This is a genomic window from Parahaliea maris, assembly GCF_008064665.1.
GTDB lineage: Bacteria > Pseudomonadota > Gammaproteobacteria > Pseudomonadales > Halieaceae > Parahaliea > Parahaliea maris.
On record NZ_VRZA01000001.1, the window covers coordinates 767,528 to 790,188 of the forward strand.

14 protein-coding genes and 1 tRNA gene are annotated in these 22,661 nt (G+C 60.7%); 10 read left to right on the forward strand and 5 right to left on the reverse strand.

Features of this window, described 5'->3' with window-relative positions; translation table 11 throughout:
* Positions 1–59 precede the first annotated feature (59 nt).
* The gene (locus FV139_RS03410) at positions 60–2,360 is read right to left on the reverse strand and encodes a TonB-dependent receptor (RefSeq protein ID WP_187276374.1); all 2,301 of its coding nucleotides are present in this window, start codon (positions 2,358–2,360) and stop codon (positions 60–62) included.
* Between the two features lie 231 nt (positions 2,361–2,591).
* Here FV139_RS03410 and FV139_RS03415 point away from each other — a divergent pair, with 231 nt between their 5' ends.
* Positions 2,592–3,566, forward strand: a complete 975-nt coding sequence (locus FV139_RS03415; protein ID WP_187276375.1) for an AraC family transcriptional regulator — start codon at positions 2,592–2,594, stop codon at positions 3,564–3,566.
* Here the strand turns inward: FV139_RS03415 and FV139_RS03420 are convergent.
* Entirely contained in the window at positions 3,563–6,085 is a 2,523-nt protein-coding gene (locus tag FV139_RS03420; protein ID WP_148066814.1) for a cation:proton antiporter domain-containing protein, read from the reverse strand. The two genes, FV139_RS03415 and FV139_RS03420, sit on opposite strands and share 4 nt — an antisense overlap.
* Before the next feature lie 60 nt (positions 6,086–6,145).
* Positions 6,146–9,748 carry a S8 family serine peptidase gene (locus FV139_RS03425; protein ID WP_148066815.1) on the reverse strand — a complete coding sequence of 1,201 codons (3,603 nt, stop codon included), beginning with the start codon at positions 9,746–9,748 and terminating at the stop codon, positions 6,146–6,148.
* A gap of 307 nt (positions 9,749–10,055) precedes the next feature.
* Here FV139_RS03425 and FV139_RS03430 point away from each other — a divergent pair, with 307 nt between their 5' ends.
* The 8 genes from FV139_RS03430 to FV139_RS03465 all read left to right on the forward strand — a co-directional run bounded on the left by FV139_RS03430 (position 10,056) and on the right by FV139_RS03465 (position 20,588).
* Positions 10,056–14,789, forward strand: coding sequence for a hypothetical protein (locus FV139_RS03430; RefSeq protein ID WP_148066816.1), 4,734 nt, complete (start codon positions 10,056–10,058; stop codon positions 14,787–14,789).
* 137 nt (positions 14,790–14,926) lie between these two features.
* Positions 14,927–15,511 (forward strand): gluconate 2-dehydrogenase subunit 3 family protein, encoded by a 585-nt coding sequence (locus tag FV139_RS03435; protein ID WP_148066817.1) that lies wholly within the window; start codon positions 14,927–14,929, stop codon positions 15,509–15,511.
* Positions 15,504–17,162 carry a GMC family oxidoreductase gene (locus FV139_RS03440; protein ID WP_187276376.1) on the forward strand — a complete coding sequence of 553 codons (1,659 nt, stop codon included), beginning with the start codon at positions 15,504–15,506 and terminating at the stop codon, positions 17,160–17,162. Before FV139_RS03435 ends, FV139_RS03440 begins: the two co-directional genes overlap by 8 nt.
* Positions 17,163–17,175: 13 nt before the next feature.
* Entirely contained in the window at positions 17,176–17,628 is a 453-nt protein-coding gene (locus FV139_RS03445; RefSeq protein ID WP_187276377.1) for a RidA family protein, read from the forward strand.
* A 98-nt stretch (positions 17,629–17,726) separates the two neighbouring features.
* Complete coding sequence (locus FV139_RS03450) at positions 17,727–18,653, forward strand: alpha/beta hydrolase family protein (protein WP_148066819.1); 927 nt, start codon at positions 17,727–17,729, stop codon at positions 18,651–18,653.
* A gap of 14 nt (positions 18,654–18,667) precedes the next feature.
* Positions 18,668–19,228, forward strand: coding sequence for a lipid-binding SYLF domain-containing protein (locus FV139_RS03455; protein ID WP_148066820.1), 561 nt, complete (start codon positions 18,668–18,670; stop codon positions 19,226–19,228).
* Positions 19,229–19,301: 73 nt separating this feature from the next.
* Positions 19,302–19,751: a nuclear transport factor 2 family protein gene (locus FV139_RS03460; protein ID WP_148066821.1), complete on the forward strand. Its 450-nt coding sequence runs from the start codon at positions 19,302–19,304 to the stop codon at positions 19,749–19,751.
* Positions 19,752–20,063: 312 nt separating this feature from the next.
* Positions 20,064–20,588, forward strand: coding sequence for a PilZ domain-containing protein (locus FV139_RS03465; RefSeq protein ID WP_235898534.1), 525 nt, complete (start codon positions 20,064–20,066; stop codon positions 20,586–20,588).
* 54 nt (positions 20,589–20,642) lie between these two features.
* On the opposite strand, the gene deoC is transcribed toward FV139_RS03465, so the two are convergent.
* Positions 20,643–21,326 (reverse strand): deoxyribose-phosphate aldolase, encoded by a 684-nt coding sequence (gene deoC, locus FV139_RS03470; RefSeq protein WP_148066823.1) that lies wholly within the window; start codon positions 21,324–21,326, stop codon positions 20,643–20,645.
* Between the two features lie 70 nt (positions 21,327–21,396).
* Between deoC and rbsK the strand changes: the two genes are divergently transcribed.
* Positions 21,397–22,329, forward strand: coding sequence for a ribokinase (gene rbsK / locus FV139_RS03475; RefSeq protein ID WP_235898508.1), 933 nt, complete (start codon positions 21,397–21,399; stop codon positions 22,327–22,329).
* A 62-nt stretch (positions 22,330–22,391) separates the two neighbouring features.
* Here rbsK and FV139_RS03480 read toward each other — a convergent pair.
* Positions 22,392–22,467 (reverse strand) — tRNA-Lys (locus FV139_RS03480).
* Between the last annotated feature and the right edge of the window lie 194 nt (positions 22,468–22,661).

Sequence of the window (22,661 nt, forward strand, 5' to 3'; positions counted from 1 at the left end):
CGGACCCTTCTCGCTCTTATTAAAGGAGTGTTATTAATGGGATTATGGACGACAACTGATCAGTCAAAGGTGTAGGCCACCTCGATACCGTAGGTACGGGGATCGCCTTTGAACTCCAGCACGGTGCCAAAGAAATCCGACGGGGTATCCACCAGATACTCCTCATCCAGCAGGTTGCGACCCCACAGGTACACCGACCAGTGTCCCATCGCCTCGAGGCCGATGCGGCCGTTCAGTACGCTGTAGCTGTCTGCATAGCCATAGGGAATGCTGCTGCCGGGATTGGCCACCTTGATATTGTCCTCGGAGGTATAGGTACCGTCATTCCAGGTCCAGTCCAGGCGGGTCACCAACTCGGCGTTCAGGGCATCGACGGGGACGTTGTACTGGGCTGCAAAGGCCGTACTCCACTCCGGTGCCAATGGCAGTTTGTTGCCGGACAGGTCGGCGCCCAGGCCTTCAGGGTTACGGCTGGTCGCGCCGCCGGGGAAATCGGAGAACTCGGCGTCGTTGTAGCCCACCGACCCCATCAACATCAGGTTGGGCGAGGGATACCAGGTGGCCTCCGCCTCGAACCCGCGCGACTCCACCTCTGCCGCATTGCGAATGGTAATGGCGGAGAGGTTGTTGCCGAGGTCGACAAACTGGTTCAACTGGTAGTCGTCAAAGTTCATCTGGAAGGCGGCCAGGGCAAAGCGCAGGTTGCCGTCCAGGGCGGTGCCTTTCAGTCCGAGTTCGTAGGCGTCCACCGTTTCGGTGTCGAAGTCCAGGCCGCTATCGAAGACCGCCTGCGGCACGAAGTCCACGTTGAAGCCGCCGCTCTTGAAGGCGGACGAATACTTGGCGTAGACATTGACCTCTTCCGTGATCGCATAGGTCAGGCTCAGGGTCGGGGAAAAGTCGTCATAGGACTGCTTGTCCTCGTACAGCGCCGTGGTGCGGCCGTCGACAATCGGCCCCTCTGCCACCCCGAAGATCTGGGCAATCGTCACCGGGAACACGCCGCCCAGGTAGACCACATCGCCAATCATCGAGTAATCAACGGTTTTCTCTTCCTCGGTATAGCGAGCGCCGAAGCCGAGGGTCAGGCGATCGCTGAGCTCGTAAGTACCGTTGATAAATACGGCCCAGCTTTCGGTATCCACTGTGCCGGCGGTATTCAGCGCGGCACCGGTGAACAGGTCGCTGAAGGGGGCCAGCGGCACGCCCAGGGCATCGAACAGGATGTCCATGTCGGACCCCAGGCTGGGAACCCGCTGGGTGGAGCCTGTCTGGTCGTAGAGGTAGAGCCCGGCCACGTATTGCAGGCGCTCACCCGACGGCGAGAACAACTGCAGCTCCTGCGACCACTGTTCATACTGGTCCGGGTAATCGACCTTGATGAGGTCATTGGCCGAATGGTCTGAATCCGATATCCGGGCGGATTCGGTCTCGCGATAAGCGGTGATGGAACGCAGGCTGTAGTCGCTGCCCAGGTCGATATCGGCCGTCGCCGAAATCCCCCACACTTCCCGCTTCTCGTAGTTGTCGACGTTGTTGGAAATTTCGTCCTCCCGCGGCGCGAAGGGGTCCGGGGAGATGGAGCCGGACCAGTCCGTTACAGCCTCGCCCATGTACGAGACGCGTTCGGACTCAAGGTAATCCGCCGCCAGGTTGAAATCGACCCGGTCACCCGCGTAACGAACCTGGCCGCGATAGGTCGTACCGTCCCGCTCGTTGAAATCGGTGCCGGTGGTGATGTCCTTGACGAAACCGTCACGGTGGTTGTCGCTCACCGAGAAGCGGGTAGCGATGGTGTCCGTCAGGGGCACATTGACGATGGCAGATACGCGATGGGAGTCCAGGTTGCCGTATTCGCCCCGCACCTCGGTCAGGAACTCCTGGTCCGGTTTGTGGGTGATCAGGTTGATGGCGCCGGCCACCGTGTTCTTGCCGAACAGGGTGCCTTGGGGCCCGCGGGCAATTTCCACGCGCTCCAGGTCTACGATATCCATGTTCTGGGCCGGTGACTGCCCCAGGTAGACCCCATCGAGGTACAGGCCGACCCGGGTGTCAAAGCCGATGTTCCGGGTATTGGCGCCCACGCCGCGAACCCGCACGGCGGTGTTGCTGTCGCTGCCGGAAGTGAAGGACACATTGGGAACGAACTCTGCCAGCTCGCGCATCTGGCGTACACCGGTCTTGTTCATCGCCTCGCTGCCCATGACCGCGATGGAGATCGGCACGTCTTCCAGGCTCTCGCTGCGCTTTTGCGCGGTGACAATCACCTCTTCCAGCGGCCCCTGCTGGGCGAAGGCGCTGCCGGCCACCATGCTGGCTGTGAGCAGGCCGAGCGAGAGCGTCAGGGGATGTCGTTGCATGTTGTTATCCTCGAGGAAAAAGTGAATGTGCCAACGGGGCCGCAGGCCATACCGGACGGACAGGGGAAAATAGCAGCGTTCACCGGGCTCCTTCTTGACATTCAGGGACACAAACATGACATTAGAGGACACTCTTACACCCCTCAATCGCGCCCCATGTCGTCCACCGCCTCCCCCTTGATTCGCAGTGCTCTCCTCTCCAGCCTTGGCGAAGCGGCTGAGGAACTCGGCATGGACCTGGCCCCTACGCTGCGCAAGTGCGGCCTGGACCCTACGCTGGTGGCGCGCCCGGAGGGGTTTATTTCCCGCCATGCCTTCAGCAACTGCCTCGAGCAACTGGCGCATGAATACCGCTGCCCGCACCTCGGACTGGTGGTTGCCCGCCATGGCGAATCCCTTGGCATGGGAGCGCTGGCCCTCCTCGCGAGGGCCTCCGCCACGATCGGCTCAGCGCTCGATGCGGGTTACCCTCGGATGAGTCTGTATACCGACACCCAGTGGCGTCAGCAGCGCGACGATAGCCACGTCACCCTGGTACGCACCGTGCCCCGCGGAATTGACGGACGGGCCAGCCAGTTCCAGGCCATGTCGGTGGCACAGCACCTCCTGCTGCTGCGGGAGGTGTTGGGCCCCACCTGGGCGCCCTCCGCCGTCTCCTTCACCTTCCCCCGCCCGCCGGAGCGTCAGCACTACCGTCGCTTTTTCGGCGCACCGGTCTACTTCGAGCAGGAACACGCAGGCATCCGCCTTCCAATAGAGGTGCTGGATACGCCCGTTCCGGGACACAATCCCGAGCTGCTGGCCATCATCGAGCACTACCTCGATAACAACCACCTGGTCGTCGACCAGGGTCTGCCGGGCAAGATCAGCACGATTATCCGCCAGCAACTGGCCAGCGGTGGCTGCAACGCAGAAAGTGTGGCCAGTGCCCTGGGATGGCACGCCAAGACCCTGCAGCGGGCGCTGCGTCGGGAAGGGAGTTCATTCAAGGCGCTGCTGTTACAGAACCGGCTGGATCTTGCGGAGTACCACCTGTCCAGCTCCCCGGTAGACCTGGCACAACTGGCGGACATGCTCGGCTACAGCAGTGCCAGCGCCCTTTCCAGGGCTTTCAAGCAGCGCCACGGCCTGTCGCCACGGGCCTGGCGGCAACGGCATGCTGCCGGGGCAAAGGTGGCGCCGTTCGTGGATTACCTTGCCGGCTAGCCCGGCACGGTACCCGGCCCATCCTCCAACATACACACGTCGCCGGTGCGGTGACGCATGGCCCGCTCGAGGGCAACCTGCAGGCCCGGGCAGGTTTCCAGGAATGTATTCAGGTCGCGGCGCTTGAGCTCGTAGATGGCGCAGGGGGTAAGCGCTCGACAGGTGGCACTGCGCGCCTCGCCGGTAAGGAACCCGGACTCCCCGACAAAATCCCCGGCGGCCAGTACCGCCAGTTCGATTTCCCGGCCCGCTTCATCGCGCCGCAGGACTCGCACCGAACCGCGAGCGATCAGGTAGAGGGATTCGTCGAAGGCCCCCTCCTGGATAATGTCCTGGCGCGCCGGCACGGTGCGCTGGGTCAGGCAGGCGAGGATACGGGGCACTTCCTCTTCCGGCAGGTCGGCAAACACCGGCACCTTGCGCAGCAACTCGTTGGCGTCGATCTTCAGATGGGTGGTGTCGTAACCCCGCAGGTCGCGAATCTGCTCATCCAGTTCTTCCAGCAGGGCGGAGGCAACACTGTTGGGGATGGCGCCGCTGCGGCGCTGGGTCACGATGAAGTTGCGCTGGCTGTGCAGCATGGTGCGCTCGGCAAGGCGCTGCTGGCTGGCGTTGAAAAATTCCGGAAACTGCTCCACCACGGCGTCGATCTTGCGCCGGGCCCCTTCCGACCAGCGCTGGAACTTGGACCGGACCTCGTCTACCGCGGCACTGCGGGTGTGACTGAATTGCGACAGTTCGTCGATATTCGCCAGCACCCGCAGACAGCCGTGGTAACCGGCCCAGGCCAGTTCGTAATCACGGGCTGTCGAGTGGCTGCGAATGGACTCGGCGTAGTTGTCGAACAAACCGAACCCGGCGCGCTGGATGAACCGCATCCAGGTGTTGCGACTCCACCGTTCGAGGTAGGAGCGCGGCGGGATATGGGGCAGCGCCCCGTGATAGCGCAGGCTGTCGCCTTCGACATTCAGGGAATACACCATGTTGCGGTAGGTCTTCTCGCTGAGATGCCCGTGGGCAAACATCTGGTGGTACAGCGCCTTCTGAACCGAGAAACAGCGGAGCATCAACAGGTCGCACTCCTGTTCCAGGTCGAGCTCCGCTTCACGCAGGGATTCATAGCGCGCCTCCGCATCGTCGACCGCCAGCTGGTAGCGCGCCTCAAGGGCCGCCGCGATACGCGGGGAAAAATCGATTTCCTGTTGCAGTGCGGGAAGGTTGGACAGGGCTTTGTGCTGGGCGTTGAGATGCGCCTCGGCCAGGGCCATCCTGTCGGCCAGGGGCGGCCGGTTGAGGCCCAGGACCTTGATCAGTCGCTCAATGGTGAGCCCCGGCACAATCAGCGTAAACAGCACCGCGCCGGTCACCAGCACGACAAACGTCTCCGCATGGCGGAAATCACCGAGACTGAGGGCAATGGCCAGGGCGATGGCACCGCGCAAGCCACCCCAGTACATCACCGCCTGGAATTTGCGGTCGATCACCTCTGCGCCAGGGAGCTTTCCCACCAACGGCACGAAAGCGAAGATAACCACCGCCCGTGCCAGCAACATCGCCATAATCACCCAGACCAGCATCGACCAGGACTGGGCCACAGCCGCCAGGTCGATCTGCAGACCCACCAGGAGAAAAATCAGGGCGTTGGCCACAAACGCCAGGTACTCCCAGAAGTTCTCCAGGTACTCGCTGACGGAGTGGGAGATTTTGGACCGCCCCCATCCACCAATGGTCAGCGCGGCCGCCACGGTGGCCATTACGCCGCTCACATGCAGGGTGTGCTCGGCAATCAGGAAGGAAAAGTAGGCCAGAATGGTGGTCAGCGAGATCTCTATCAGCGGGTCACCTTCCACGTGGCCGAGAAAAAATCCGGTCACCAGGGCCATCAACCAGCCTACCAGTGCGCCGCCAAAGAACACGAAGAAGAAATCCCCGACCCCGGCAACGATGGTCTGGGTCGACACGTAACCTGCCACGGCGATGGCAAGCAATATCTGGGAAGCGACAATGGCGGTGGCGTCATTGAAAAGGCTCTCTCCTTCCACCAGGATCGTCAGTCGCCGCGGCGCCCCCAGCTGCTTGAACAGGGAAATGACCGCCACCGGGTCGGTTGCACTGAGGATGGCACCCAGCACCAGGGCCGCGCTGAAATCGATAGGCGTCAGCAGCGATACCACAGAGCCGATGATCACGGTCGATACCAGCAGCCCGGGCACCGCCAGGGTCAGCACCGGCAGCAGGTTGCGGCGCAATTCGCGTGCCTCCAGGTGCAAGGACGATTCAAATATCAGGGTGGGGAGGAATACGAAGAGAATGACGTCGGGCGATATATGGAACTCTACCAGCGGCGACAGGTAGCCCGGCGTCAGGTGCGCCAGCTCCGACAGGGCGATCCCAATCACCACCAGCAGGACGGTGAAGGGCAGTTTGATCCATTTGCTGAAGGCGAGGACCCCCGCTGCCACCAACAGCAGGAACGTGACCGCCATCACCAGGTCGATCACATTGCTGGTATGTTCCACCTGACCCCCTTCGAGTTTGCAGTATCCAGTAAGTAGTTATAGCTGGATGTGGAACTTCTGCTAGGGCTTTATGACCTCAACCGAGAGCACGTGGCTGGCGGAAGCATCGAAAATCAGGCCGCTCCCCGCAACATCATCGACCGTAAAGGTGACTGCAGATCCCTTGGCGTTACTAAAGGATACATCGCACTGGCCGCTGGCATCGGTGGTACAACTACCCGAGCCACTGGCGCCGCCGCTCCAGCTGCCGGACACCTGCGCGCCACTGCCAGGGTTGCCGTGACTGGCAGTGTGCAGGGTAACGCTGACGGTTCCCGACCAGCGACCACGGGCCCCCGCTTGACCACTACCCGACAGCGCACCCACGTGGACGGCGCCTGCTGCCGGCGTACCCACAGAGATCGACACCGTCTCCACGGCGGTTTCCCCCCCGCTATCGGTCACCGAGGCAGACACGACATGCGAGCCGTCACTGAGTGAGGCCGCTACTACTGTGCTCCCCGTGCCCAGGGCACCATCCAGACTGGAGGACCAACTCAGGAAAGCGCTGAGATCACCGTCTTCCGCGTCACCGGCCGTTCCACTGAAGATGACCGAGGCTCCACTGCTGAAGCCGGTCCCCGCGGCGGGGGCAGTGATCGCAAGCGTTGGCGGTGTATTCACCGGCCCGCTATCCGGTGTGCGCGGGATCAACAGCACAGCGCCGTCACTGTCGCCGTCCGGGTCGTGATTGGCAGCGGGCAGGTAGGCTCTGCCGTCGCTGTGAGTCAGGCTGGTAACGGTAAAGCTGGCACTGTCGGTGTTTGCCTTGAGGTTGGGCTTGCTCACTTCACAGCGGCCATTGCCCAATGTGTCGCAGGTTCCACTGCCGGAGGCGGCTCCGCCCCAACTGCCCTGCACACTTACCCCCGCGAGCGGCAGGTCGTCCTGGTCGTGCACACTAACGTAAGCCACCGCCTGCCAGCGATTGCGGGACAGCTCAACGCGGTCCGCATCCAGGTCACCGATGTGCATGGACAGAGGATCAGGGTCCGGGTCGGGATCCGGCGGCGGCTCAGTGGCGACCGCCGTGGTAAAGCTCCAGGTCACCCCGAGAGTGGTTCCGTCCGTGTTGGTCTCATCGACGCGCCAGTAATACGTGGTTTCGCCTTCCAGCGGGTCGGGGTCATAGGTGTTGGTGGTCTGACTGCTGTGCCAGTCGCCTGCGGTCAGGGGCGCCGCTGTGCCGAGGTATACCTCGTGACCGTCCGCGTACTGGCCGCTGCTCCAGCTGAGCAGCGTATCGGCAGGCACATCCACGGCGCCATTGACCGGTGCAGGGTTGATAGCCTGCCCGGGGAGGGTAACGTCTGGCGGGTCGGGTGGAGGCACCGGCCCGCCATAGGTTTCCAGCCTTACGTTGTCGACCTGCCACTGCTCACCATCAGGACCAAGATAGCCGGACTCGAAACGGAAACGGAACTTGGCGTTGCTAGCACCAGCCAGAGTTCCGCTAACGTCGATTGTTTCAACCGTCGGAATATTGCCAAAGCCCTGCCGTCGCCAGACATTGATCCAACTCAGGCCACCATCAGCACTGGTTTCAACGTTATACGTCTCGACAATATCGTAGATATAGAAGCTATTGAACGTCAGTACAACCGATGTACTTGCAGAGAGATCCAGCGCAGGTGTAATCAGAGATGAGTCAGTCCAGGCGTACTGACCACCGACCCAATTGTCCAGAATCGCAAAGCCACCGCCGCCCCCCGTACTGTTACTGTGCTCCGGATGGCTCTCACCCGTTGCCACAACCTGCCAGTCCCGCCCGGCGGTCGTCTCCACCGACCAGCCCGCCGGCATGCCCCCGGAAAAATCTTCATCGATGGCATAGCCGCTCGAAACCGGAGGCGGCGGTAACACGCTGATTAGGACGGAATAGCCCTGGGGCTGAGCGCCTTGTAGAGCGCCCTTGTGGCTGACACTGACGGCATAGGAACCTGCCGTGACCTCCGCCTGCACCTGCTCGACATTATCGCGAATATTGTCGCCCGGTGCCGCCGGCGCGTTGGGGTTAACGGGGTCGAGGGTCCAGGGCAGCAGTGTGCCGGAAGGCCCCGATACGCGAAGGTCGAGGTCGTTCACCAGCATCAGGTCCACCGGGTCAAGCGCAGGAGGGACCGGAGTGCCAGGTGGGTCGGTCCACACCAGGGTCACCTTGAGTATGGCGTCAGGTGCGGTCACTTCCACAGGGATCGTGTCGGTTGCACCGGGGGCGAGGTTATTCTCGACGATATACTCACTGCCGCCGCCTGCGTCACTGATCATGGCGGCCGCCTTGCGTGTATTCAGCAAGCCCCAGCCATACTGGTAATCCGGCCCCGGCGCCGGGCCGGTTTCGTCCGCAGTGTGGATGGCCAGGGCTTTCAGGGTCGCGGCGCGCATAAACTGGCCACTGCCGTTGAGGTTCTCGTAGTGTTCCTGCAGCAGGGCCAGTGACCCGGTCACATTGGGGGCAGCCATTGAGGTGCCCAGGGCCGCGGCAAAGTAGGGGTCCTGGCCGTAGGTAGACATCAACAGCCAGCCATTGCCCATCAAGTCAGGCTTGATGCGTCCGTCATCGGTGGGACCAAAACCGCTGAAGCTGGACACCTGCACACCGGCAGCGCCCGCCAGTGGCAGGTAGCCGCCAATCACATCGTCCACCGAACCGATAGTCAGGATGTTCTTGGCCCCACTGACGGTGGGCATGCAGTCATAGCCCTCGGGGGCGCAATCCGCAGGCCTGGGCGCAGTGGAGTAGGACAGCAACTGGCCGTTGGGATCCACCACACTGTATTCCTGCCCCAGGTCCGGGCCGACATCCCAGCGATCATTACCCGCCGCTTTAACCATCAGGTAATAGGGCGCATCGTAGGCAATCTGGTCCCAAAGAGCAGTCTCGGTGTCGTAATAACCGAAGTTGGCGTCCTCGGTGTCACCCGGGTCGGCGCCGCCAATCCACCACCACTCGTCCGGTCCGGTGCCGCCCCAATAGATCCAGCCGGCGGCAATCCCGTAAGAGTGGTTGGACAACAACAGTTCGTCGGCTGCGGCCGCAGCCATTTCAGTACTGTCGGCAATCCAGTCGTAGGCGTCCAGCAGGGCCTCATAGGCCATACCCCGGGCTTCAGGCCGCTGGGCGGTTCCCGCTCCAATCAAGGTGCCGGCGACGTGGGTAGAGTGATTACTGATGACCGAGGAGCCATCGACCTGGGTCACCCGGGGATACAGGTCGGGGTGCTCCCCCAGTACCGCTCCGCCATCCCACTCGCCAATTCGCATGCCGCTGCCGGTGAGCAGCAGGCCTGCAGAACCACCGGGCCAGACCTCGTCTGTCGATACGGTGTCCGCTGCATCGACGTTGTAGGTCGTATAGAAAACCGGTTTACCCGAGGGCGTGACCCGCCGCAATTCCAGCACGCCGCCCTGCGGCAGCTCCCGGCGCAGTGGAATCCCGAGTTGCCGGGCCAGGGCAGCTACCCGCTGCCGGTCCTCCCGGTCGCGTTCCTGCAATTGTTCCACCAGATTCCGCAACTGCGCCTTGCGGGTTGCTTTACCCACGTCACCGGGGGCGGCCAGCGCAGCACTGGCACCACACAACACCAGGGAGAGAATCCAGACAAATGGCGAGCCTGACCGCATGGTCCCGACCTCCTCTGCATGCACTGGCCCAGAGAGGACTTAACCCCCTAACCGGTTGATATATTTCGTTTTTTTGTGCACACAACAAGTTAAACGTCCCGCTAAAAGTCTAGACCACCAGGCCGAGCGGACAGAAAAATTCCGGAAAAAAATCGAGAAAAGCGCAAAAAACCTGTTACTGCCCCGGTAAGGGCGGGCGCCAACTGCTATATCTCTAAGGTGTCGCGAAGGTGTCGCGAAGGTGTCGAGACCGGTTTTTCCAACCGCGACTGGAACCGGGCAGGAACGCCCGGTCGGGGACCCGACAATGAAGCTATCTGCCCTCAAGGCATTTTTGCCGAGCAAACACCTGCTTGCCGTTGCCCTGATCCTCGGCCTCGCCGCGCTGTGGTACCTGCAGCTGGCAGATCGGCAGGCAGACCACATCGTCAGGCGCAACTTCAACCATCTCAACCAGATCACCGCCAATATCGAAACTGTCCACGCCGGCCTGGAATCCAATGTGCTGTTTGAGTGTGAGAAGGTGCTGGAAGAGATAGGACCGGATTACTTCGCAGATAACGCGTCGGCCACGGCCAACAAGGTCAAGGCATTCTATACCCGCTGGGCAGGCAACAGTGTTCTGGTGCGGGGAGCTTCAAGTATCTCTGTTGAAAAGCGCAACGGGAAACCGCAAGACGATACCTCTCTTCCCTGGGGCGAGGCAGCATCAACGAAGACGCAGAAGAAATCCTCCAGCGACGCCGCTAGTTCAACAACGCGGGAACAGCGGTGTAAACGCCGTGAACCCGCACTGACGTTACATATGAAAAGCGGGAGTATCGAACTGGTTCCCGGCGGAATCCTCAGCCGTTTTATCCTTTCATTCAAGGGAATGGACTCGGGCAACAGCGACGCCACGGCTGAGAAAGTATTTCAAATCTCCATCAAGCAGGACTTCAGCCTCGTCAACGGCCTCGACTTCTCAGAGGGGTATTTCGATACCATTCTGCTGGGCACTTACGAAGATAAGGGTGGGCAAGTGTTTTACAACACGGCAACCACCACCGCATCAGTACCGGAAGACAATATCCGCGACCTGTTCAACGCCACACATGACTACGCCCGCTTCAGCAGCCTGAGAGCATTCGCCCGTGCAACGCGCATCTCTGAGCTCAAGCTTGCGGACCTCGCGGCCAATGGCAGTGTCAAAGGTGCCGGCATGGACTCGGATGAGTCCTGGAGCAGCCAGTCCCGCCTGTTGAGTATTCCACTCGGCAGGGACGACAAGATCGCTTTCAGCCAACCGCTCACACTGTCTTTTCTGGAGTCGCAGGCGCCGGTCATCGTGGGCCTGATGGAAGCCTCTGAATTCAATCGCCTCAAGTACCACCTGCCACTGAATGTCGTGCTATTGCTGGTGGTTGTTCTCCTGGCCGGAATACTCTCCCTGAGTTTCCTGCGCCTGGTGCTGCTACCGAAACATGCCGTTATTCGTCGTTATGACGTCATCCTGAGCTTTGTGTCCCTGGTGGGATTGGCCCTGCTCACCAATGTGTTTCTGGCCAATCTGACGGCGTCCTATCAATTTGACGACATATACAGGAAAGACCTCAAGGCCATCCATCGGGATATCCAGAAGCAGTTCTACCAAGAGCGCGAAAAGCTCGTTGAGTACCTGCTAGCGATTGTCGACACCAGACCGGAAGACTCGGGCAATGACATCGCCCAAATGAAATATGAATTGCTCGCGCCCCATGGAAATACGACGGAGGATCCGATAAAGGAGGGTCACAATACGCCCTACGCCAGAGCATGCTTCACCAGCGGAGTGACCATTGCTGACAGTGACGTCGACAACGACAGCGTCGATAAGAAGACGAAGTCGGCCACGTGGACCCGACAGTGTTACACCGACACCCTGCCGCTGTTTACCGACCTGTTCCTGCTCGATGGCGACGCACAACACCTGGGAAGTTTTGTCACCTTCGACAGCTACAACCTGAAACCGGGTTTCAAGGTTTCCTCCCGCAAGTATTACACCGCACTGAAGCAGGACAGCGCGTGGAAAATCGACGTCAGCGGCGTATCACAGCCCTACTACATGGAGCGTATCGAGACCCTCTCAGATGGCGCGCTGGAGACCGGCATTTCGATACGGATTCCCTCGGTTGCCCAATTCTGTCATGTAGACGACGCCCACGATTTTTGCACGTTCTGCGAGGCCCTTGCGCCTGAAATCCTGGTCGGGACCACGCAGATCCGATCCTTCGATTACACTACCATGCCGCCCGGATTCGGCTTCGCCGTCTTTGACCGCTACACCGGCAATGTCCTCTATCACAGCAACAACCGCCGCAGTCGCCGGGAAAACTTCTATCGCGCCACAGATGATTCCGCCGAACTCAAGGCCGCGGCGATCAGTGGACTCGACGCAAACCTGGACCTCTCCTACAAGGGCGAAGAAATTCGCGTCAAGCTGTCGTCATTGCGTGCCACCGACTGGATGCTGGCCACCTTCTATGACAAGTCGTTGGTCGACGTGGTGAACTTCCGTTTCAGTGCCGCCTCCTTTGGGCTGTCCGGGCTGGTACTGATTGGCATCCCGCTGGCGATTGCCACCCTGGGCTGCATATTGGCGGTGGTCAGGGCAGCCTATCAGTTACGGATCAGGGAACGAAATGTCTCACGACGCTACCCGGAGTGGACCTACCCCAACCCGCACCGACCCGACATCCACCGCATACTGAGCCTCTACTTCGGGTTCCTCCTCTGGCTCTATATCGGCGTCATATACTATCTGGACCTCGGAGCGGGATACCTCTGGTGGCTGTTCGTACTCGTCGCCAGCCCGCTGCTCTGGTATCTGTTCACTGTTCGCGCGCGAGCTACCTCACCACCGAATACTGGCACGGTCTATCAGGCCACGACCCCGGGAAATCGCTGGCGCAGACTGATGGGTGTGGCGAATGAGTTGCGCCAGGACCTTGTTGCGATTGCGCAGGATCACAAACCACTGGCGGGGTGGTTTCTGACCAGTACCGTTATCTGCTTCCTGGTTCTCGCCTGGCTCACTCCGGGAGCCAGCCTGTTTAATGTCCCACTCGCGCTGGTCGCCGCGTTTCTGGTTGGCCTTGTCGGGCTGGCACTGCTGCTACCGCTTTATGCCACCACATCGGAAACACTTCCCGCACTGACAAGTTCAGCAGCGAAGCCCGCCCCAGAACCTCCTGAGCCGGAGCTCACCGCGGACCAGGCCGCTACTCCACCCGCATTCAGCTACGCCGCGCTTTCCTGGTATCGCATGCAACTCTGCCTGCTGCTGCTTCTTGTCGCCGTGCTGCCAGCGATTCAGCTCCAGAACGAAAGTTACGATGTCCACGAACGGCTGTGGCTGGACTTTCACAGCTGGGCCGTGAGCGACAGGCTCATGGTTCGGAGTCAAGCCATACGGGACTACGCGGGCGGCCTGAGGCAAGCTCACAATTTCGACCTGGAGCAACAGCTATTCAATACCGACAGCTCCGGAATCTACCTGCCCCGTACACTGCTGGTGCGGCAGCACGAGGGTGCGGAGCAGACACTCATGGATTCCCGCGAAAAGGACAGGTACGGGGAACTCGTTCAAGCCGAAGACAAGATTATCCGGAGCGCTGTTTCCACTGAGTCGCTACAGGTCATGGCAAACTGCCACCCCCACAGCGACAGTAACAGGGGCCCCCACGAGATCGCGCAGCTCAGGAACAGGATCGATAATTTCTGGGTGGGAAATGCGGCGAAAAGCTCCCCGGCCTTTAGCAATGTTGGAGCGATTCTCAGCCAGTTTATCGATGTTGACCAGCATGCCCATCGCTACCAGCCGGATTTAACCGGGGAGGACGATGACAACAATCAGGAGGGGTGTGCCAGCGGTCAGGCTTCTCTGTACTTTGTGGATCACCTGGACGAACGTCGGGGCACCCACTTCCTGTTCGACTACTACTTCCCTCACACGCGTGCCGATCCCTTGTTGATAGTGTCGTACTACCTGGTGTTAATACTGGTGGCAGCCGCCCTGATCCAACTCCTGCTGGGCTTCATCATGCGCAGGACCCTGCTGTGCCGGGAGCTCGAACTGGAACCTCCGCTGCTAAATGAACCGACAACAGGGCGGGGAACTTCACCCCGGGCCGGCCACCCGTTCGCTGGCCGGGATTCACTCTGGCTAATGGTGCCAGCGCACATTGATATCGTGTCCGCCTTTGAATCGGCCCGCGGGCAGCTGCTTCCTGAAAGCGCAGGCGTCGAGGCGAACCCGGGCAGCTTGCGTGGCGGCAAGTTGTTGAAGTATGAAACCGCAAAAACCCTGGTGCTTATCGACTTCTTCGAGATTATCCGGGACCGCGGCACTTCGGCGTCGGTCGCCAAGCGCATCAAAAGCGAGTTCGGCGACGACTGGCGGCTCGTGGTATTCAGCTACATGCATCCCGCCTACTGGCTCAAACACAGGATGGGAGCCGACGACCTTCCCGAGGCAGAACGGTCCCAGTGGGAACAATGGCTGAGACAACCCAGCGTATACCGTTACTTCGAAGGTGAAATGGCAAGGCCGGTGTCCACAAATTACCGCCGCGCCTGGGAACACAGCAGCATGGATGAACGGCTCGTCCTCGGGTCGATCTACTACGAAGGCCTGATTCATTATCGCAATCGCAACACCCTGCAAAGCCTGGTCAATCGCGGTCTGCTCCAGCAACAGAACCACCACCTGACCTTCAGCAACGTGTTTCTGGATGAGGAGGGCCGGTATAACTGGGGACAATTCCTGCACGACAACCTGCCGCTGGGCGAATTCAAACGCCAGGCGAGCGGCTACCAGACCAGCCTGTGGAAAGCCTTCCGGGGGCCGATTCTGCTGGCGCTGCTGGCCCTGCTGGGCTTCCTCACCTACGTGGCCCAGGATGAGCTGCGTACCGTGCTGTCACTTTTGGCGGCCCTCGGGGCGGCGACCGCGGCCCTGGCCAGCGTTGGCGAGCGCCTGAGGGCCTTCCAGAACTTTATGACGGGTAACAGCCGTCAATGAATCCCCGTCACGACCAGCCAGCGCACCCTCACTCTGCGCCCCCGAACCCTGAACGACGCCGCCCCGGGCGGAATTAGGGATATCAGTTTCACGGATTGTGCTAGATTACTCTTAGCCATCCAGCCGGGGGACTCGCAATGGCCTTCACCAGCGAGGTTTCGAGACGTACGTTTCTGCATTCCACAGCGGTAGCCGCGGCCCTCTCCCTGTTGCGCCAGGGCAGCCCTGCCCTCGCCGCCCTGGCCAGCAGCGCCCAGGCAGCAATGACGGCGGACACAGGCTTCACCACGCTGAGCGCGAATGAGGCGGCAGACATCGATGCGATCACCGCCCGCATCCTCCCGACTACCGATACTCCCGGCGCCAGGGAGGCCGGCGTAGTCCACTTTTTCGATCGGGCGCTGGCCCAGGAGCTGAGCGATGCGCTACCGCCCCTGCGCGCCTTTATCGATCATCTCAACAGCGGACTCGACGGTCAGCGTTTTGCCAGCCTGAACCCATTGCAACAGGATGAACTGCTGATCCTGAATCAACAGGACGAACGGTTTGAACTGTGCCGGGTCATGACCCTGTTCGGTTTCTTTGCCATGCCCAGCTATGGTGGCAACCGGGACCATGTGGGCTGGGAACTGATCGGGTTCAAGGGGCACCAGGGCGCCTGGGCGCCGCCTTTCGGGTACTACGATGCCCACTACCCACAGGGGAGCGGGACCGATGAGTAAGGTGAGCTTCCCCCAGACCCGGCCCGTCGACTTCGCCATCATTGGTTCCGGGTCCGCCGGTGGCATCCTGGCGAGGGAGTTGTCGACCGCGGGCTTTGATGTCGTACTGTTCGAGCAGGGCCCCTATCGCCAGGCCGGCGACTTCAGCCACGACGAGTACTCGGTCCTGTTCAATGACGAGTTACTCGGAGGCGGCCCCAAATCGAGCGGAGAAACCTTCCGCCAGACCGAAGACCAGGTAGCGACAACCCCTCGCATGGCAGCAATTCGCTATGCCCAGACTGTCGGCGGCAGCAGCGTGCATTTCTCCGCCAACTTCTGGCGCTTCCGCGAACTCGACTTCAAGGAGCGCAGCCTGCTGGGGCCGATGAGCGGCACCAACTTTACCGACTGGCCCATTACCTACGCAGACCTCGAACCGTATTACACCCGGGTGGAATGGGAAGTTGGCGTGTCCGGCGCGCCCGGGCCCAACGACGCCTGGCGTTCGAAACCCTTCCCGATGCCGCCACTGCCGATAAAATCCTCCGGGGTGTTGCTGGAAAAAGCGGCGAACAAACTCGGCCTCAATGCCCAGTGGGAACCCCACGCAATCCTGTCCCAGCCATTCAACGGCCGCGCGGGTTGCATCAAGTGCGGACACTGTATGTACTTCGGCTGCGAGGTCGGTGCCAAATCCTCGACCCTGGCGTCGATGATTCCAGAGGCGGAAGCCAGCGGCCACTGTGAAATACGAGCGGAGTCCGCCGTGTTCCGTATCGAGACTGGCCCCGACGGCCGCGCCAGCGAGGTGCTGTACTATGATCGCGACGGCAAGGCCCAGGGGCAGAAGGCCCGGGCGGTGATCGTCTCCGCCAACGGCGCAGAAACGCCCCGCCTGCTGCTGATGTCTGCCAGCGAACGGCACCCGGACGGCCTGGGTAACTCGAGTGGCTTTGTGGGCAGAAACCTGATGTTCAATGCCCACGCGGCGGTAGACGGCGTGTTCGAAGAACCGCTCAATGAATACCGCAGCGTGCAGGTATCCAAAGTCATCCACGACTTCTACGCCACGGACGAAGCCAGGGGGTTCTATGGCGGAGGAGGCATCGATGCCCGCGCCCTGTGGTCCGCCACCCCCATCTTCCACGCCCTGGTGGGCATGCCCCCCGACATCCGCTCCTGGGGTCGTGAATTCAAGGACGCCATCACCAACAATTTTACCCGCCAGATGACCCTGGCCTGCGCCTCTACGTCCATTGCCATGGACCGCAACAACATCACCCTGGATCCCCACAGCAAGGATCGTTGGGGGCGGCCTGCCTTGCGCACCACCTATCTCGATCACGACGACGATCTCGCCATGGCCAACTTCCTCGCCGATCGCTCGGAGGAACTGATGGATGCGGCCGGCGCCCGCAAATACTGGCGCCATCCTGTGGTGCCGACAGATGGCGGAGAACATCTGCTGGGCACATGCCGCATGGGCGATGATCCAAAGACCTCCGTCATCGACCGCTACCACCGCAGTCACGACGTCCCCAACCTGTTCCTGTGTGACGGCTCGAGCTTCGTGACTTCCGGCCGCGGCCAGCCGACCATGACCATCATGGCGCTGGCATTCCGCGCCGCCGAACACATCAAAATCGCAGCACAAAACAATCAGATCTAAGGAGACACACCCTATGACACGCCAATTTCTGTGCCTGGTAATCGCCCTCTTCTCACTGACGGGTTTCGCCCGGGCCGGGGACTCACCCGACGTGGAGTACCTGCAGATGCCGGGTGCAGAAGACCGAAACCTGCCCTTTTCAGCAGCGGTGCGCGTGGATAATACGCTCTACCTCTCCGGCAACCTGGGCACCGTTCCCGGCTCCATGAAGCTCGCCGAAGGCGGCATCCAGGGCGAAACCCGGCAAACCCTGGAAAATATTGCCGGCGTGCTGAAGCAGTTTGGTTCGTCAATGGACAAGGTGGTGAAATGCACGGTGTTTCTCGCCGACATGGCCGAGTGGGGTGCGATGAACGAGGTGTACAAGACGTTCTTTCCGAACCCGCCGGCGCGCAGTGCCCTGGGCGCAAGCGGATTGGCGCTTAACGCCCGGGTAGAGATCGAGTGTATCGCAGTGGTTGATTGATGCAGGGGCGGGCACCAACCAGCCACGCTCGCGATGCCCGACACCCGAACGGCCACCGAGCCGACAATTGGTGAGAGGTTGACGTAGTCAGTGTGACCATGGGGCAGTTCATCAGACTCTCTGCGGCGGCTGTGGCAGCAGCCATCGCAGGTCCCGCGTTCGCCGAAGGTTCCCGCTTCCCGATTTGGGGGGATGAAGCCGAGGCCAGGGGGTACATCCTGCCGAAACCCTATGGCCTGTCGCTGTCGTACATGGACCTGTCCAATCCGATTCAGGTCAAGAGCATCGCGCTCGACGGGCACCCGGTGCTGGAAGCCCTCGAGATTAACGCGCCCGATGCCGACTTCGATGGTTACAACGTCACCTTGCGCGGCGATCTCTGGGTATTTCCGTTTCTCAATGTCTATGGGATCGCGGGTTACACCTCCGGCGACAGCGTCGCCACCATCGAGAGCGTGAGCTGCGATGCGTCAAGCATACCGGGCACTGGCAATCCAGTGCAGGATCTCATCAATCGCCAGGCCTGTTCACAGGTGGACCAACTGGGCGAGCTGGTACAGGGCCAACCTTTTGCGCTCGAACTGAAAGGCGGCAGCTACGGCGCAGGATTCACCCTGGCCGGGGGCATCGGAAACTGGTTCGCCCTGGTGGACACCAACTTCACCTATACCGACCTCACCATTATCGACGGCAATATCCAGACCCTGGTGTCGGCTCCCCGCGCCGGATACCGCTGGCCCTATGAAGACGGCAGCGAGCTTCGGCTCTTTGCTGGCGCCATGTACCAGAAGGTCGACCAGACCTTGAGAGGGGATCTGGCAGACCTGTCGCTCCCTGGCAACGCCGGAGACCTGGTGGCTGCGATTGCACCAGACGGCAAATTCAAGGTGGAGCAAAGCGGCACCTCGCGCTGGAACACCGTGGTCGGCGGCCAGTACAGCCTGAATCGCAACTGGGAAATCCTGGTTGAAGCGGGCTTTGGTGCGCGCCGCTCCACTTTTGTCTCACTGAGCCGACGGTTCTAGAGATGAGTCAGCAAATGCAGTTTTCTGATTACCGCTGGCATGCTTTGGTGGTGTCCATGCTGCTGTTGATGTCGTGCACTCTGTCGGCGGAATCACCCACCCCCAGTGCAGCAGAGCTTGACGCCATGGGTAAAGAGACAGTTTCCAGACTACTGGAGTACAACCCGGAACTCGCTGCATCACTGGAGTCTGCTGCGGGTTACGTGGTGATTGCCATGGCGTCGACCAAAATACCCGGCGTTGGCGCTGGCAGGGGCTACGGTGTGGTGACCGACAATGCCAGCAACTCGCATGCTTACATCCGGGTTACCCAGTTCGAGGCTGGCGGGGGCATCGGCGCCCAGCGCTATCGCCTGCTCGTCGTGCTGGAAAAACAGCGTTTGGTCAATAAATTCATCGCGGGAGGCTGGCGCTACACCGGCAGCGCTGATGTCGGAGCCAGTGCCGTCGAAGGTACTGCGGGCCCCACCGCCACGGGTAAGGGTTACCAGGTCTACCGGTTGACGGACGAGGGCGCGGCCGCCACGGTGACCGTACGGGCGATGAATTCAATGCCCTACTCTCCTGACCAGTGAACCGGGGAAGGACTCTCGTTTACTCACAATTGCTCCAGCGGGTCTATACTCGAAGTAACAGGAGGAGCAGCCAATGTCATCGACACAGGACGCGTTTTTCGCCTACGCCGCGGCATTTGAAGAAACCTTCAAGGACGATGACTGGGACAGGCTGCGACCCTTCTTTACGGATGATGCCGTATACGAAGTAGTGGGAGGTCCAATGGCCTGCAGAATCACCGGCGTGGATGCCATACTGAACGGCCTCAAACGCTCCGTGGACGGCTTTGATCGACAAATGGACAACCGTCAGCTCGACGTACCCACACCGCCGGTCATCGAGGGTAATTCCATCCGTCTTGACTGGATAGTGACCTACGCTCGCGGCGACTCCCCTCCGGGGGAATTGATCGGACACTCAGAGGCCACATTAAGCGATGGCAAAATCGTGCTACTGCGCGACATCTATCGCGATGAAGAACTGCAGCCCTTTGGCGAATGGCTGCAACGGTATGTGTCTGATCTTGACGGGTCGTACGTTTGACGCGCCCTCTTTCGCTCCCTGGCGTGCGCCAGCGGCAATGGCGCGCTTGCCGATCCCGGTATCGAAACTCCCCCGCACCCAGGCGCTTTTGATAGCCGCATCCAGCAGCCTGATATAACCATTCGTAATTCTGTGATTCAGTTCCTATCAGATTTTTTAATTTCTCATTAGTATTTCTTTCACCGGTTACCTAGCAGTTTGACCAGGCCGGGAAGAGACGGGATACGGCTGCAGTCCAGTTCGTTGCGGCCAGGGAGATGATAGACGTCAGGTGCAGCGGTACCTGAATTAGGGGATTACCTTGTGGATACGATGAATTTCGGCGATCTGGCCATTTCGGAACATGAAGAAGGCATAGAGTTTAGTATCGGCCAACTGAGTAGCGCCGATATTTCCAGCTCTGACATTCCCCTGCTCATCAACTTCCTGAAGCAGCACCTGAATGAAAGCGCGAACCGGCGCTCCAGCTGGCGGCTTCCCCTCACTGGCCTGCGCAATACCGAGGCAGACCACCTCCGCGTTACCGCCCTTGGTGGAGACACCGAGCAAGCGGTTACCGCCATTGATATCTCGCTGACCGGCATCTTCATCGAGTCGAGCCAACCGCTCGGGGAAAGGGGAGAGGACGTCTACGTCCGGCTCGAACTACTGGGCCTTGCCGTGGAGGTGCGCGGGCTCATCGTGCGGCAGGACAAAACCATGACCCGGTGCGCCCTGCAGTTCCCTGACTGTCTCGACAAGGGAGGCAGGCCCAATCCGCCAGAGGCGCTCAGTGATATTTTCTACAAGCTGGAGCAGGTCTGGCTGGACAAGCAGCTGACCCTGGAGTGGCGCTAAGCCGCCAGCAGGAAAGGATGTGCCCGAGCAGCCGCAAGACGCTTCGAGAGTGATTCAGTAATCCCCCTCGCCGGCACTCCCCGACACAATGGCGACACCCGAGCTGGTGCCCAGTCGGGTCGCGCCGGCATCGATCATCGCCAGCGCCGTTGCCCGGTCCCGCACGCCGCCCGACGCCTTGACCCCGACGGCCTCACCGACCGCCTCACGCATCAGCCGCACGTCCTCGAGGGTCGCGCCGCCGCCGGCAAATCCGGTCGAGGTTTTGACGAAGGCTACACCGATGTCCCGACAGATACGGCAAAGTGCCAGTTTTTCCTCACGCTCTAGCAGGCAGGTCTCGAATATCACCTTCAGCGGAATACTCCCACACGCTGCATAGACCGCACTGATGTCGGCGGCTACGGCCTCCCAGTCCCCGGCCTTGACCATACCGATGGGGACCACCATATCGATTTCTCCCGCCCCGTCAGCAATAGCCCCGCGCGTCTCCGCAGCCTTGGCCGCGGTGGCCATGGCACCCAGGGGAAACCCCACCACCGAACATACCAATACCCCGGACTGGTCCAGGGGTGATGCGCAGAGGGCAACAAAGCGGGAGTTGACGCAGACCGATTTGAAGTTGTGCTCTTTCGCCTCATTGCACAGCCCCAGGATGGCCGCGGGCGTGGCCTCCGGCTTCAGCAGGGTGTGGTCAATGTACGCGGCCAGGGAATCACTATTTGGAGATTGGCTCATCAGGTTGCCTACCCATGTCAGCGTGTCGACTATACTGCGGAAAATTATAAACCCTGAGGGGGGCACGCGCGTGACGGATATCGCTGTGATCGGCTCCAATATGGTCGACCTTATCGCCTACATCGACAAAATGCCGAAAGCCGGCGAAACACTGGAGGCGGATGACTTTGCCATGGGTTGTGGGGGCAAGGGAGCCAACCAGGCAGTAGCGGCAGCCAAGCTGGGCGCAGACGTGCTGATGATGAGCCGGGTTGGCGAGGATATGTTCGCCGACAACACCATTCAGAACCTGGCGCAGTTCGGTGTGGATACACGCCACGTTCGCAAGGTACCCGGTGTCTCCAGCGGGGTGGCACCGATCATGGTAGACCGCGACTCACAGAACCGCATCCTGATCATCCCCGGCGCCAACAAGCACCTGCTGCCAGCGGATATCGAAGCAGCCGCGGATGACCTGCGGCAGTGCAAGCTCATCGTCCTGCAACTCGAGATACCGCTGGCAACCATCTACCGGGCCATTGAATTCGGCAACGCCGAAAACATACCGGTGATTCTCAACCCGGCACCCGCCACCACCGAACTGGATCTACGCTACGCCTGCCGTTGCGATTTCTTCATGCCCAATGAGACCGAACTGGAAATTCTCACCGGTATGCCGGTGCACTCGCTGGAGCAAATTGAAGCCGCCGCCTCCAGCCTGCTCCACCGGGGGCTAAAACACCTGGTGGTGACCCTGGGCGAGCGGGGCGCATTGCATATGCATGGCGATAAACGGACGCACCTGGTCGCTCCGGCAGTAGAGGCAGTGGACACCACCGGCGCCGGCGATGCCTTTGTCGGCTGCTTTGCTGCCAACTACATTGCCACAGGCGATATCGACAGTAGCATCCAGCGCGCCGTGCAATATGCCTCTCACAGTGTGACCGGCCGGGGCACACAAACCTCCTATGCGACAGCCGCGCAGTTCGATAGCTGGCTTGAGGATGTGGGCGCGGAAAGATAAGGACGGGCACAAAAAAGCCCTCACGCGGAGGGCTTTTTCGTTCCCGATTGACTCGGGAATGTTGGTGGGCCGTGATGGGCTCGAACCATCGACCAATTGGTTAAAAGCCAACTGCTCTACCAACTGAGCTAACGGCCCCTAAACGGGTCGCTTCGGGCAACGTTGAACCGTCACCGCGAACGAGGTGCGTATAGTACTGATTCGTTCGCAAAAAACAAGCCATTTTCGGGTTGGCCACGAAAATTTTCTTCGTTCACCCAGGGAGCAAATCCAGGGGAAGTGACCGACCCCGATGGCACCCGGCCAGTACGGTTCCACCGGTGCACTTACCC